This window comes from Pseudomonas sp. B40(2017) (assembly GCF_002112855.1).
Lineage (GTDB): Bacteria > Pseudomonadota > Gammaproteobacteria > Pseudomonadales > Pseudomonadaceae > Aquipseudomonas > Aquipseudomonas pharyngis.
On the sequence record NZ_NEIT01000007.1, the window covers coordinates 179,328 to 193,290 of the forward strand.

9 protein-coding genes are annotated in these 13,963 nt (G+C 61.8%); 7 read left to right on the plus strand and 2 right to left on the minus strand.

Annotated features, from left to right (window positions below; translation table 11 throughout):
* Positions 1 to 53: 53 nt before the first annotated feature.
* From CAF76_RS20770 to CAF76_RS20795, 6 genes are all read left to right on the plus strand, one after another.
* The gene (locus CAF76_RS20770; protein WP_085612686.1) at positions 54 to 1,781 is read left to right on the plus strand and encodes an autotransporter assembly complex family protein; all 1,728 of its coding nucleotides are present in this window, start codon (positions 54 to 56) and stop codon (positions 1,779 to 1,781) included.
* Positions 1,778 to 5,452: a translocation/assembly module TamB domain-containing protein gene (locus CAF76_RS20775; RefSeq protein WP_085648265.1), complete on the plus strand. Its 3,675-nt coding sequence runs from the start codon at positions 1,778 to 1,780 to the stop codon at positions 5,450 to 5,452. Before CAF76_RS20770 ends, CAF76_RS20775 begins: the two co-directional genes overlap by 4 nt.
* 246 nt (positions 5,453 to 5,698) lie before the next feature.
* Positions 5,699 to 6,181, plus strand: a complete 483-nt coding sequence (locus CAF76_RS20780) for a MarR family winged helix-turn-helix transcriptional regulator (protein WP_011334990.1) — start codon at positions 5,699 to 5,701, stop codon at positions 6,179 to 6,181.
* A complete protein-coding gene (locus tag CAF76_RS20785) occupies positions 6,171 to 7,640 on the plus strand; it encodes an efflux transporter outer membrane subunit (RefSeq protein ID WP_064597775.1) in 1,470 nt (489 codons plus the stop codon). Before CAF76_RS20780 ends, CAF76_RS20785 begins: the two co-directional genes overlap by 11 nt.
* 15 nt (positions 7,641 to 7,655) lie before the next feature.
* Positions 7,656 to 8,858: an efflux RND transporter periplasmic adaptor subunit gene (locus CAF76_RS20790; RefSeq protein WP_007951497.1), complete on the plus strand. Its 1,203-nt coding sequence runs from the start codon at positions 7,656 to 7,658 to the stop codon at positions 8,856 to 8,858.
* A 154-nt stretch (positions 8,859 to 9,012) separates the two neighbouring features.
* Positions 9,013 to 10,542: a DHA2 family efflux MFS transporter permease subunit gene (locus tag CAF76_RS20795; protein WP_039767480.1), complete on the plus strand. Its 1,530-nt coding sequence runs from the start codon at positions 9,013 to 9,015 to the stop codon at positions 10,540 to 10,542.
* A 212-nt stretch (positions 10,543 to 10,754) separates the two neighbouring features.
* Here the strand turns inward: CAF76_RS20795 and lpxH are convergent, their stop codons facing one another.
* Positions 10,755 to 11,501 (minus strand): UDP-2,3-diacylglucosamine diphosphatase, encoded by a 747-nt coding sequence (gene lpxH, locus CAF76_RS20800; RefSeq protein ID WP_064597773.1) that lies wholly within the window; start codon positions 11,499 to 11,501, stop codon positions 10,755 to 10,757.
* On the minus strand, positions 11,498 to 12,004 hold the full coding sequence (locus tag CAF76_RS20805; RefSeq protein WP_039767476.1) for a peptidylprolyl isomerase: 507 nt from the start codon (positions 12,002 to 12,004) through the stop codon (positions 11,498 to 11,500). The genes lpxH and CAF76_RS20805 overlap by 4 nt, the downstream gene beginning before the upstream one ends.
* 251 nt (positions 12,005 to 12,255) lie before the next feature.
* On the opposite strand from CAF76_RS20805, the gene CAF76_RS20810 reads away from it, so the two are divergent.
* Positions 12,256 to 13,956 (plus strand): glutamine--tRNA ligase/YqeY domain fusion protein, encoded by a 1,701-nt coding sequence (locus tag CAF76_RS20810; RefSeq protein ID WP_064597770.1) that lies wholly within the window; start codon positions 12,256 to 12,258, stop codon positions 13,954 to 13,956.
* Positions 13,957 to 13,963: the final 7 nt, after the last annotated feature.

A 13,963-nucleotide genomic window follows, 5' to 3' on the forward strand; every position in this document is an offset into this window, starting at 1 on the left:
GGGGGAATTTCCTGTTCTATCACGCTCCCAAGCCCGTGATAGCATCCGCGCCTATGAAGTTTCCAGGAAGATTTACCAGTGGCGTGTTCATGCTGTTAAGCAGCTGCGCGGCGCTGGCGCAAAGTGAATTGGATGTGCGGATCAAACCGTCCAACGATGAACTGAAAGCCAATATAGAAGGCTATATCGGCAGCCTCGGCGATCGTGACGAAGAAGCCTTGCAGCGCTTCAGTCGCGGCGCCGAAGAACAGGCGCGCAAGGCCGCCCAGGCCTTGGGTTATTACCAGCCGCAGATCGAAAGTGACGTCAAGGGCGGTGAAAAACCGCGTCTGGTGCTGAACATCGATCCCGGCGAGCCGATTCGCCTGCGCAACGTGACCGTGCGTGTTGACGGTCCGGCGGCCTCTCTCAAATCCTTTCGAGTCCCCAAGAGTGACGTGCTCAAGCCCGGCGCGGTGCTCAACCATGGGCGTTACGAAGACGCCAAACGCCTGATTCAGAACCAGGCCTCGCGTTATGGCTTCTTCAGTGGCCGTTTCACCAGCCAGAAATTGATGGTCGACCCGCGCGCCGGGGTCGCCGACGTCGAACTGATCTACGAAAGCGGCCCGCGTTATGCGCTGGGCAAGGTCAGCTTCGAAGGCGACACCCCGTTCGACGAAGACCTGCTGCAACGCATGGTGCCGTTCAAGGCCGGCGAGCCGTATGACTCCGAGCTGATCGCCGAACTCAATCGCGACCTGCAATCGAGCGGATATTTTGAAGGCGTGCGGGTCGACGCCGCGCCGACCGCCGCGAAAAACGACGTGATCCCGGTGGACGTCAAACTCGACACCCGCAAGCCGCGCACCATGGGCCTGGGTCTCGGTTATTCCACCGACGTCGGCCCGCGAATCAAGGCCAACTGGACCCGCCATTGGGTCAACCCGCAGGGCGACAGTTATGGCTGGGAGGCCGAACTCTCGGCGCCACGGCAGAACGTCGGTCTGTTCTACGACATCCCGCTGGACCCGCCGCTGACCGACAAACTGCGCTGGGCCGGCGGTTATCAATACGAGGACATCGACGGCTCCGACACCTTGAGCAAGCTGCTGACCTTCGGCCCGGAATGGCACAGCAAATTGCCCAGCGGCTGGCAGCGGGTGATCTCGCTGAAATGGCAACGCGAGGAATACCAGCTCGGCGACGACTCCGGTCTGAGCACCTTGCTGATGCCCGGCGTCAGCTATTCCTACCTCAAGAGTGACAACCGCATCGACCCGCACAACGGCTATCGCCTGACCTTCGAAAGCAAAGTGGCGAAAGAAGGGCTCGGTTCGGACAACAACCTGCTTTATGGCACGGCGCTGATCAAGGGCCTGACCACCGTGTTCGACAAGCACCGCCTGCTCGGCCGGGTGCAGGTCGGCGGCAGCGCCACCAACGGCTACAAATCGGTGCCGCCGTCGCTGCGCTTCTTCGCCGGTGGCGATCAGAGCGTGCGTGGTTACGACTATCAGAGCCTGTCCCCGGAGAACTCCGAGGGCGACCGCATCGGCGGGCGCTATATGGTGGCCGGCAGCGTCGAATATCAATATTCGATTGCCGAGAAGTGGCGCGTGGCGACCTTCGTCGATCAGGGTAACTCCTTTAACAAACTCGAACTGCCGAACCTCAAGACCGGGGTCGGTATCGGCGTGCGCTGGGTCTCGCCGGTGGGGCCGATCCGCCTCGACCTGGCCCACGCGCTGGACGACGACGGCGGCATCCGGCTGCACTTTTCCATGGGGCCTGAGCTGTGAAGCGTGGTTTGAAAATATCGACGCTGGCGCTGTTGTCGCTGGTGCTGCTGATCGTATTGAGCATCACCGCTGTGCTCGGAACGCAGGCCGGCAGCCGTTGGGTGCTGGGCCTGGTGCCGGGCCTGAGCGTCGACAACTTTCAGGGTCGCCTCGGCGGGCAGTGGAGCGCCGATCATCTGTTGTGGCAGCAGGACAGCAGCCGCGTCGAACTGGACAAGCCGATCTTCGGATGGTCGCCGCTGTGCCTGACGCGCATGACGTTGTGCATCGAACAGCTCAAGGCCGATACCGTCAGCCTGCAATTCCCGCCGAGCGAAGAAGTCACCGAAAGCGGCCCGATCAAGCTTCCGGATCTGCAATTGCCCGTGGCCATTGAGCTGGGCGACGTGCAGGTCGGCAGCCTGTTGTTCAACGGCAGCGAAGCGTTGAAAGGCCTGCAACTGGCGGCGCACTGGACCGCCAAGGGCATGCAGATCGACAGCGTGAAACTGCAACGCGACGAGTTGAGCCTTAACCTGTCCGGCCTGTTGCAACCGACCGGCAACTGGCCGCTGAACATCGCCGGTGATCTGACCTTGCCGTCGCCCGCTCCCGAGCCGTGGACGCTGGCGCTGAAAATCGACGGCGACCTGCTGAAAACCCTCAACCTGCACGCCGACAGCCGTGGCTACCTCAACGGCCAGTTGAGCGGCGAGCTGCAACCGCTGGCGGAAAACCTGCCGGCCAAAGTGCGGATCACCTCGGAGGCGTTCAAGCCGAGCGCCGATCTGCCGGACACCCTGCAATTCAATCAGCTGCTATTGACCGGCGAAGGCGACCTGAAAAACGGTTACCAACTGCTCGGCAATGCGACGCTGCCTGCCGATAAAGGCCCGGTGGCGCTGCTGCTCAAAGGCAAGGTCGACGCCAACGGTGCACAGATTGCCGGCCTCGATCTGACGGCCAACGACAAGCAAAGCCTCAAGCTCACCGGCAACGTCGACTGGAGCAAAGGCCTCAGCGCCCAGGCCAATATCAACTGGCTGGATTTCCCCTGGCACCGGCTCTATCCGGAAATCGACGAGCCGCAGGTCGCTTTGCGTACCTTCACCGGCGAAGTCTCCTACACCGACGGTCAGTACCTCGGTAACTTCGCCGCCGCTGCAGATGGGCCGGCGGGGGCGTTCACCCTGAGCAGTCCGTTCAGCGGCAATCTCAAGCAGATTTTCCTGCCACAACTGAAACTCGAAGCCGGGCAGGGCAAGGCCGAAGGCCATGTGAACGTGCAGTTCGCCGATGGCATTGCCTGGGACACCGCGCTGGAGTTGTCGGCGCTCAACCCGGCGTACTGGGTTGCGGAGTTGCCGGGCACCCTGGCTGGGCCGTTGAAGAGCAAAGGCGAAATGAAGAACGAACGCCTGAGCCTGAATGCCGACCTCGATCTGAAAGGCAAACTGCGCGGGCAACCGACGGTCCTGCAAGCCAAGGCTGACGGCGCTGGCGAGCAGTGGAATCTGAATGCCCTGCAAATTCGCCTCGGCGACAACAGCATCAACGGCAAGGGCAGCCTGCAACAGAAGCTCACCGGGCAGATCGACATCAAACTGGCGCGACTGGCCCAGCTCTGGCCGCAACTGCGCGGGCAGATCAACGGGCGGGTCGATGTCGCCGGCACGCTCAAGGCGCCGCAGGGCAAGCTCGGCCTGCAAGGTTCGCAACTGGCGTTCCAGGACAATCGCCTGCAAAGCCTCAACCTCGACGCCACCCTCGACAGTGCGCAACGGGCGAAGATCGACCTCAAGGGCAGCGGCATCCAGGCCGGCGATACGTCGCTGGGCACCCTGACCGTCAGCGCTCAGGGCGATATCAAAAACCAGAAACTCAACCTCGACCTGCTCGGGCCCAAGCTGAAACTGGCGTTGGGTCTGGACGGCAATCTGGACAAGGGCAACTGGCGCGGGCGTCTGGCCAGCGGTGACATTCAGGCAGGCGGTCAGGGCTGGAAACTGCAGAGCCCGGCCAAGCTCGAACGGCTGGCCGACGGCAAGATCAACTTCGGCGCCCATTGCTGGATGTCCGGCAATGCCAGCCTGTGCGGTGAAGATCAGCGCCTGATGCCGGAGCCGAAGCTGCGTTATCACCTCAAGCAATTCCCGATCGAAAGCCTGGCGCAGTGGTTGCCGAAGGATTTCGCCTGGCAGGGCAAGCTCAACGCCGACCTGCAACTGGACCTGCCGGCCAGCGGCCCGAACGGCCAGGTCAGCATCGATGCCAGCGGCGGCACCTTGCGCATGCGCGAGAAGGATCAGTGGCTGGACTTCCCGTACCAGACCCTCAAGCTCACCAGCAAACTCACGCCCAAGCGCATTGATACCGACCTCAACTTCGTCGGCGGCAAGCTCGGTGAGCTGATGGTGCAGGCGCAGCTCAACCCGCTGCCGAAGAACAAACCGCTCAGCGGTACATTCCGCCTCAGCGGACTGGATCTGTCGGTGGCGCGGCCGTTTGTGCCGATGGTCGAAAAACTCACCGGGCGCCTGAACGGCAGCGGCACGATTTCCGGTGGGCTGCTCGCGCCGCTGGTCAACGGCACGGTGCAGCTCAGCGACGGCGAAGTGTCCGGGCCGGAGTTGCCGATCGAGCTGCAAGCGTTGCAACTACAAGCGGTGATCGCCGGTGAGGCCGTGCAATTGAACGGCGGCTGGAAAAGCGGCAAGAGCGGGCAGGGCAGCCTGAACGGCAACATCGCCTGGGGTCAGGCGCTGGTGGTGGATCTGGCGCTCAAGGGCACGCAATTGCCGGTGACGGTCGAGCCCTACGCCAAACTGGAAGTGGCGCCGGACCTGAAGATTTCCATGGCCGGCGATGAGCTGGCAATTGCCGGCAAGGTGCTGGTACCGAAAGGCGAAATCACCGTGCGCGAACTGCCGCCATCGACGGTGAAAGTCTCCGATGACACGATCATCGTCGGCGCGCAGACCGAGGAGGGCAAACCGCCGCTGGCGATGAAAATGGACATCGATGTGGTGGTTGGCCAGGACAAGTTGAGCTTCGCCGGGTTCGGCCTGACCGCCAACCTGCAAGGCCAGGTGCACATCGGCGACAACATGGACACCCGTGGCGAACTGTGGCTCAACGACGGACGCTACCGCGCCTACGGCCAGCGACTGACGGTGCGCCGCGCGCGTCTGCTGTTCGCCGGGCCGCTGGATCAGCCGTATCTGGACATCGAAGCGATTCGCCAGACCGATGATGTGATCGCCGGTATCCGCCTGAGCGGCAGCGCCGAGCAGCCGACGACACAGATCTTCTCGGAACCGGCCATGAGCCAGGAACAGGCGCTGTCTTATCTGGTGCTGGGGCGTCCGCTTAGCACCACCGGCGAGGACAACAACATGCTCGCGCAGGCGGCACTCGGTCTGGGCCTGATGGGCAGTTCCGGGGTCACCAGCAGTCTGGCCAGCGACCTGGGCATTCAGGACTTCCAGCTCGACACCCAGGGCAGCGGCAACACCACCAGCGTGGTGGCCAGCGGCAACATCTCGGAAAAACTCAGCCTGCGCTATGGCGTCGGCGTGTTCGAGCCGGCCAACACCATCGCCTTGCGTTACAAACTGAGCAAAAAGGTTTACCTCGAAGCCGCCAGCGGCGTGGCCAGTTCGCTGGACATCTTCTACAAGCGGGATTTCTAGCCCGCTTTTCCCTTCCTTTATTACCAGGTTGGTGCAATCGCCAGCAGACTGACTCCCACAGGGTTTTGTGAAGTTCACAACGCTGTGGGAGCGAGCCTGCTCGCGATGGCGTCTGCATGGACGACAGAAAACCCAGTCCACTGGTCAACTAATTACAAAGCAACCTAACTATTACGTTGACATTCGCTGCCTAGGCAGTAACATCTCGACATACATTCACTGCCTAGGCAGTTATTAGGTGAGCACATGAAGCATTTCACCCCTGACGAATTCCAGCATTGCCATCTCGGCCTGTTGCTCGGCCGTGCCGCCTTGCTCAAGGACAAGATCATCGACACCCACATGGAACCCCACGGCATCACCGCCGCGCAGTTCAAGGTGTTGATCATCATGGCCCAGTTCGGCGTCGACACTCCGGCCGAGCTGTGCCGGCATCTGTCGCTGGACAGCGGTTCGATGACTCGGATGCTCGATCGTCTGGAGCAGAAAGGTTTCCTGGTTCGCCAACGCAGCGAAGGCGATCGCCGTCAGGTGCAACTCAAGCTCACCGAGCAGGGCCAGCAACTGGCCGATCGCCTGCCGCACATCGGTGCCGATGCCATGAATGAGCTGGCCGGCGCCGTGACCCCGGACGAGTTGAAAACCCTGGAATACATCCTCAAGAAAATTTTGCTGGCAGCCGGTGACCCGATCACCATCCAGCGGTTAGGTGAACACAATGAGCGGTAAAACCTTGCGCAGCAGCCTGACACTGGTGCTGTCGGCGATGATCCTCGCCGGTTGCGCCAACTACAGTGGCCTCGATACCCAGGGCGCCAGCCTCGATGCGAAAACCCTGCAGACCGGGCAATCGCTCAACGGCGTCACCCTGTCCCAGGCCGCGTGGCCGAAGAGCGACTGGTGGACCAGCCTCGGCGATCCGCAGCTCGACGGCCTGATCCGCGAAGCCCTGAAAGACAGCCCGGACATGCAGATCGCCGACGCCCGCGCCCATCAGGCCAGCGCCGCCGCGTATGCCGCCGATGCCGAACGCTACCCGACCCTCGACGCCAGCGCCGGCATCAGCCGTTCGCGTCTGGCCCGGGATCAGGATCCGCTGGGGCAGGGTGGGGCTTACTCCACCGTGCGCAACATCAGCGCCGGCTTCAATTACAACTTCGACCTGTGGGGCGGTCAGCGTGACGCCTGGGAAGCCGCACTCGGTCAGGCCCGCGCCGCCGAAGTCGACCGTCAGGCCGCGCAACTGACCCTCGCCGCCGACGTGGCTCGGGCTTACAGCGATCTGGGTCAGGCGCACATCGTTTATGACCTGGCCAACGAAGATTTGAAGCGCACCAAACAGATGCTCGACCTGAGCCAGCGTCGTTTGAGCTCGGGGATCGACAGCCAGTACCAGTTCCAGCAGACCCAAAGTCTGGAAGCCAGCTCCGAAGCCAGCCTGATCGACGCCGAAAAACGCCTGAACAGCGCAAAAATCGCCCTGGCCGTACTGCTCGGCAAAGGCCCGGATCGCGGCAACGAAATCGCTCGGCCGAAAGTTCTGCAAGCCAGTGCCGTGGCATTGCCCTCGGTGCTGCCGGCCGAACTGTTGGGCCGTCGCCCGGATCTGGTCGCCGCGCGCTGGCGTGTCGAGGCGGCGAGCAAGGACATCGACTCGGCCAAGACCCGCTTCTATCCCAACCTGAACCTGTCGGCTTCCGCCGGTGCCGAATCCTTGTTGGGGGACGCGATGTTCGGCTCCGCCAGTCGCTTCTTCAACATTGCCCCGACGATTTCGGTGCCGATCTTCGATGGCGGACGCTTGCGCGCCAACCTCGATGCCCGCGACGCCGATTACGACCTCGCCGTGGCGCAATACAACAAAAGCCTGGTGAAAGCCCTGGGCGATGTCAGCGACACGATCAACCAGCTGCGTGACATCGGCCGGCAGATCGGCGCCCAGCAGCACGCGACCGAGATTGCCCAGGATTCTTACAACACCGTCGTCCAGCGTTACGGTTCCGGCATCGGCAACTACCTGGACGTGCTCAGCATCGAGCAGCAATTGCTGCAGGCCCAGCGTCAGCTGGCCAACCTGAATGCCGAGCAGATCGACCTGTCGATTCAACTGATGCAAGCGCTGGGCGGCGGCTTCCAGGGTGAAACCCTGACCGCAGCCAACGCCACCCCAGCCACGCCGCACAACTAATTCAAGGTACTTGTCATGGCCACTGCCGAAAACACACAAGCTCAAGACAACGCCCAGGACACTGGCAATCCGCGCAAACGCAAGGTGATGCTGCTGGTGCTGGCCGTTGTGGTTGCCCTCGCCGGTGCCGGTGTCTGGGCGTATCACGAATTCATCGGGCGCTGGAGCGAAAGCACCGACGACGCCTACGTCAACGGCAACGTGGTGGAAATCACCCCGCTGGTGACCGGCACCGTGGTCAGCATCGGTGCCGACGATGGTGACTTGGTTCATGAAGGCCAGGTGCTGATCAACTTCGACCCGAACGACGCCGAAGTCGGCCTGCAAAGTGCCAAGGCCAATCTGGCCCGCACCGTGCGTCAGGTTCGCGGCCTGTACAGCAACGTCGACGGCATGAAGGCCCAGGTCAATGCGCAACAGGCCGAAGTGCAGAAGGCCCAGGACAACTTCAACCGCCGGAAAAATCTCGCGGCCGGCGGGGCGATTTCCCAGGAAGAACTGTCCCACGCCCGCGATGACCTGACCTCGGCGCAGAACGCCCTGGCCAACGCCAAACAGCAACTGAAAACCACCAGCGCGCTGGTCGATGACACCGTGGTCTCCTCGCACCCGGACGTGATGGCTGCCGCCGCGCAACTGCGTCAGGCTTACCTGACCAACGCACGCAGCACCTTGATCGCGCCGGTCACCGGTTATGTCGCCAAACGCACCGTGCAACTTGGCCAGCGTGTGCAGCCTGGCACCGCGCTGATGGCGGTGATTCCGCTGGATCAGCTGTGGATCGACGCCAACTTCAAGGAAACCCAGCTGCGTGACATGCGCATCGGCCAACCGGTGGAGATCGAGTCGGACATCTACGGCAGCGACGTGAAGTTCAGCGGCACCATCGACAGCCTCGGCGCGGGCACCGGCAGCGCGTTCGCCCTGTTGCCGGCGCAAAACGCCACCGGTAACTGGATCAAGATCGTGCAACGTGTGCCGGTACGGATTCATGTCAACGCCGAAGAGCTGGCCAAACACCCGCTGCGCGTCGGTCTATCGACCAATGTCGAGGTCAACCTGCATGACCAGAGCGGCCCGGTACTGGCCCAGCAGCCGCCGCAAAAGGCCTCGTTCAGCACCAACGTCTACGACCGCCAACTGGCCGAAGCCGACGCGATGATCACCCAGTTGATCCACGACAACAGCGCGGCGGTCAGCAAGACTGCGCAACGCTGATCTCATCCTGTGGGAGCGAGCCTGCTCGCGATGGCGATTTTCAATTCAACAGTTTTGTTGGCTGAGCCGCCGTCTTCGCGAGCAGGCTCGCTCCCACAAAGGGCGGCTGCGTCTGTAACAGACACGGCGCCAACCCGGCTTCATAGGATTCACGATGAGCAATAACGCCTCTTTTACGCCGCCCAGCCTGTTGCTCAGCACCATCGGCCTGTCGCTGGCGACCTTCATGCAGGTGCTCGACACCACCATCGCCAACGTGGCGTTGCCGACCATTTCCGGCAACCTCGGCGTGAGTTCGGAGCAGGGCACCTGGGTCATCACCTCGTTCGCCGTGAGCAACGCCATTGCGCTGCCGCTCACCGGCTGGCTGAGCCGTCGCTTCGGCGAGGTAAAGCTGTTTCTCTGGGCGACCATCCTGTTTGTGCTGGCTTCGTTCCTCTGCGGTATTTCCACGTCGATGCCGGAACTGATCGGCTTCCGCGTGCTGCAAGGCCTGGTGGCCGGGCCGTTGTACCCGATGACCCAGACACTGCTGATTGCGGTGTATCCGCCGGCGAGGCGGGGCATGGCCTTGGCGTTGCTGGCGATGGTTACGGTGGTGGCGCCGATTGCCGGGCCGATCCTCGGCGGCTGGATCACCGACAGTTACAGCTGGCCGTGGATTTTCTTCATCAACGTGCCGATCGGCATCTTCGCGGTGATGGTGGTGCGCCAGCAGCTGGCCAAACGCCCGGTGGTCACCAGCCATCAGCCGATGGATTACGTCGGGCTGATCACGCTGATCATCGGCGTGGGTGCGCTGCAGGTGATCCTAGACAAGGGCAATGACCTGGACTGGTTCGAGTCGAACTTCATCATCATCGGCGCGGCAATTTCGGTGATCGCGCTGGCGGTGTTCGTGATCTGGGAAATGACCGACCAGCATCCGGTGGTCAACCTGCGGCTGTTTGCCTATCGCAACTTCCGCATCGGCACGTTGGTGTTGGTGTTGGGGTACGCCGGGTTCTTCGGCATCAACCTGATCCTGCCGCAATGGTTGCAGACCCAGATGGGCTACACCGCGACCTGGGCCGGGCTGGCGGTGGCGCCGATCGGCATTCTGCCGGTGCTGCTGTCACCGTTTGTCGGCAAGTACGCGCACAAGTTCGACCTGCGCCTGCTGGCCGGGCTGGCGTTCCTGGCGATCGGCCTGAGCTGCTTCATGCGCGCCGAGTTCACCAACGAAGTGGACTTCCAGCACATCGCTCTGGTGCAGCTGTTCATGGGGATTGGCGTGGCGCTGTTCTTCATGCCGACCTTGAGCATTCTGATGTCGGACTTGCCGCCGAGCCAGATTGCCGATGGCGCGGGTCTGGCGACGTTTCTGCGGACACTGGGCGGTAGCTTTGCGGCGTCGTTGACGACGTGGATCTGGATTCGCCGGGCGGATCAGCATCATGCCTATATGAGCGAGAGCATCAGCACCTTCGAGCCAGCGACTCGCGAGACCTTGCATTCGCTGGGTGGCGCGAGCCAATCGGCCTATGCGCAGATGGATCAGATCCTCACCAGTCAGGCGTACATGCTCTCCACCGTGGATTACTTCACGTTGCTGGGCTGGGGGTTCATGGGTTTGATTCTGATTGTGTGGCTGGCGAAGCCGCCATTCGCTGCCAAGGCAGGCCCGGCTGCTTCCGGGCACTAAGATCAAAAGCTTTCCCTCACCCTAACCCTCCCGAAACGTCGGACCGCCCGGAGGGAGAGGGGACTGACCGAGGTGGATGTGCGAGGTCATCGACCTGAAAGTCTTCAGTCGAACTCAGGTTTGAAAAGCATGAAGGTCGGCTCCCTTTCCCCCTCGCCCCCTTGGGGGCGGTCCGACGTTTCGGGAGGGCTGGGGTGAGGGGGTGGCGATCTTCAGCCGTGCGGCAATGCCAGCGGCGGCGCGAAGTCGAATGGCGCCAACGCAAACCCGTTCTCATCCACCTGCAACGCCCAACCCTGACGATCCCAATCCCCCAGCACAATCCGCTTCGCCGCCTGATCGCCGATCTGCAACTTGTGGATCGCCGGGCGATGGGTGTGCCCGTGAACCAGGGTTTTCACCCCGTATTCCTGCATGATCCGCGGAATTTCCTCCGGCGTGACATCGACGATGTCATTGGCCTTCATCCGCGTCTGCGCCCGGCTTTCGCTGCGCAGCTTGCGCGCGAGTTTGTGCCGGGTGCGCAAGGGCAGGTTGCGCAGGATGAACAGGCTCAGCGGGTTGCGCAGGTAGCGGCGCAGCTTCATATAGGCTTCGTCGCGGGTGCACAGGCTGTCGCCGTGCATCAGCAGCACCGGTTCGCCGTAAAACTGCACGACACTCGGATCCTTCAACAGCGTGCAGCCGGCCTCTTTACAGAAGGCCTTGCCGAGCATGAAGTCGCGATTGCCGTGCATCAGAAAAATCGCCGTGCCGCTGTCGCTGAGTTCGCGCAGGGCCTGGCAGATGGAACGCTGGAAGGGGGTCATGGCGTCGTCGCCAATCCACGCCTCGAAGAAGTCGCCCAGAATGTACAACGCACTCGCCGAGCGGGCGCGTCCGGCGAGTAAATCCAGAAACGCCCGGGTAATGTCCGGGCGCTCCTCTTCCAGATGCAAGTCTGAAATCAGCAATATCACGCTTCGATGATCTCGGCTTTCTCGATGATCACGTCGTCTGCGGGTACGTCCTGGTGGCCTGCCTTGGACGTGGTGGAAACGCCTTCGATCTTGTCGACAACGTCGGTGCCCGAAACCACTTTACCGAACACGGCATAACCCCAGCCCTGAGCGGTCTTGGCGGTGTGGTTCAGGAAGCTGTTGTCGGAGGCGTTGATGAAGAACTGCGCCGAAGCCGAATGCGGGTCCATGGTACGGGCCATGGCGATGGTGTACTTGTCGTTCTTCAGACCGTTGTCGGCTTCGTTCTGGATGCTCGGGCTCTTGTCTTTCTTTTCTTTCATGCCTGGCTCGAAACCGCCGCCCTGGATCATGAAGCCTTTGATGACGCGGTGGAACACGACGTTCTCGTAGTGACCTTTTTTGACGTATTCGATGAAGTTGGCGGTGGTGAGAGGCGCCTTTTCAGCGTTCAGTTCGATGACGATGTCACCGAAGTTGGTGGTCAATTTAACTTGAGTCATGATCGATGCTCTTTATAAGGAATTCGTGGGTATTGGGACATTTGGGCCCCGTACCGGTTCAGCCCGTGAGGGCCAAGGTGCGCAGTTTAGCGTGACAGGCGCGAATTTCGAGGCTGTTTTTCAAATCCCTGCGATTAAATACGCTCCTTTATAAGGCCTGCTCTGTCAGCCCCTTGACAGCATCGGCTATGATAGCCGCTTTGTTTTGTCAGGCCCGTGTCCCGGCCGCGCACTGTACGTTCAAGGATCCTATGAGCAAGCCCACTGTCGACCCTACCTCGAATTCCAAGACCGGCCCCGTTACGCCGGTCAATTTCCTGCGCCCGATCATCCAGGCGGACCTGGACTCGGGTAAGCACACGCAGATCGTCACCCGTTTCCCGCCTGAGCCCAACGGCTACCTGCACATCGGCCACGCCAAGTCGATCTGTGTGAACTTCGGCCTGGCCCAGGAGTTCGGCGGCGTTACCCACCTGCGTTTCGACGACACCAACCCGGCCAAGGAAGACCAGGAATACATCGACGCGATCGAAAGCGACGTCAAATGGCTGGGCTTCGAATGGTCCGGCGAAGTGCGCTACGCCTCGCAATATTTCGACCAGTTGCACGACTGGGCCGTCGAGCTGATCAAGGCCGGCAAGGCCTACGTCGACGACCTGACGCCCGAGCAAGCCAGGGAATACCGCGGCAGCTTGACCGAGCCTGGCAAGAACAGCCCGTTCCGCGACCGTTCGGTTGAAGAGAACCTGGACTGGTTCGCCCGCATGCGCGCCGGTGAGTTCCCGGACGGTGCCCGCGTACTGCGTGCCAAGATCGACATGGCCTCGCCGAACATGAACCTGCGCGACCCGATCATGTACCGCATCCGCCACGCCCATCACCACCAGACCGGTGACAAGTGGTGCATCTACCCGAACTACGACTTCACCCACGGTCAGTCGGACGCCATCGAAGGCATCACCCACTCGATCTGCACCCTGGAGTTCGAAAGCCATCGTCCGCTGTACGAGTGGTTCCTCGACGCACTGCCAGTGCCGGCGCACCCGCGTCAGTACGAGTTCAGCCGTCTGAACCTCAACTACACCATCACCAGCAAGCGCAAGCTCAAGCAACTGGTTGACGAGAAACACGTCAACGGCTGGGACGATCCGCGCATGTCGACGCTGTCGGGCTTCCGCCGCCGTGGCTACACGCCGGCGTCGATCCGCAACTTCTGCGAGATGATCGGCACCAACCGTTCCGACGGCGTGGTCGACTTCGGCATGCTCGAGTTCAGCATCCGTCAGGACCTGGATGCGAACGCCCCGCGCGCCATGTGCGTGCTGCGTCCGTTGAAAGTCGTGATCACCAACTACCCGGAAGGCCAGGTCGACAACCTCGAACTGCCGCGTCATCCGCAGAAAGAAGAACTCGGCGTGCGCCAGCTGCCGTTCGCCCGTGAAATCTACATCGACCGCGATGACTTCATGGAAGAACCGCCAAAAGGCTACAAGCGCCTGGAGCCGAATGGCGAAGTGCGTCTGCGCGGCAGCTACGTGATCCGTGCCGACGAAGCGATCAAGGACGCCGACGGCAACATCGTCGAGCTGCGTTGCTCGTACGATCCGGACACCCTGGGCAAGAACCCTGAAGGCCGCAAGGTCAAAGGCGTGATCCACTGGGTGCCGGCCGCTGCCAGCATCGAGTGCGAAGTGCGTCTGTACGATCGCCTGTTCCGTTCTCCGAACCCGGAGAAGGCCGAAGACAGCGCGAGTTTCCTGGACAACATCAACCCTGACTCACTGCAAGTGCTGACCGGTTGTCGTGCTGAACCCTCGCTGGGCAACGCACAGCCGGAAGACCGTTTCCAGTTCGAGCGCGAAGGCTACTTCGTCGCGGATATCAAGGACTCGAAACCAGGTCAGCCGGTATTCAACCGTACCGTGACCCTGCGTGATTCGTGGGGCCAGTGATCAAGTC

What these genes read in the sequence shown, in the direction of transcription:
- CAF76_RS20795 (WP_039767480.1), top strand. Translation starts at nt 9,013, where the DNA reads ATGAGCAATAACGCCTCTTTTACGCCGCCCAGCCTGTTGCTCAGCACC.
- CAF76_RS20770 (WP_085612686.1), top strand. Translation starts at nt 54, where the DNA reads ATGAAGTTTCCAGGAAGATTTACCAGTGGCGTGTTCATGCTGTTAAGC.
- CAF76_RS20785 (WP_064597775.1), top strand. Translation starts at nt 6,171, where the DNA reads ATGAGCGGTAAAACCTTGCGCAGCAGCCTGACACTGGTGCTGTCGGCG.
- CAF76_RS20790 (WP_007951497.1), top strand. Translation starts at nt 7,656, where the DNA reads ATGGCCACTGCCGAAAACACACAAGCTCAAGACAACGCCCAGGACACT.
- CAF76_RS20780 (WP_011334990.1), top strand. Translation starts at nt 5,699, where the DNA reads ATGAAGCATTTCACCCCTGACGAATTCCAGCATTGCCATCTCGGCCTG.
- CAF76_RS20805 (WP_039767476.1), bottom strand. Translation starts at nt 12,004, where the DNA reads ATGACTCAAGTTAAATTGACCACCAACTTCGGTGACATCGTCATCGAA.
- CAF76_RS20810 (WP_064597770.1), top strand. Translation starts at nt 12,256, where the DNA reads ATGAGCAAGCCCACTGTCGACCCTACCTCGAATTCCAAGACCGGCCCC.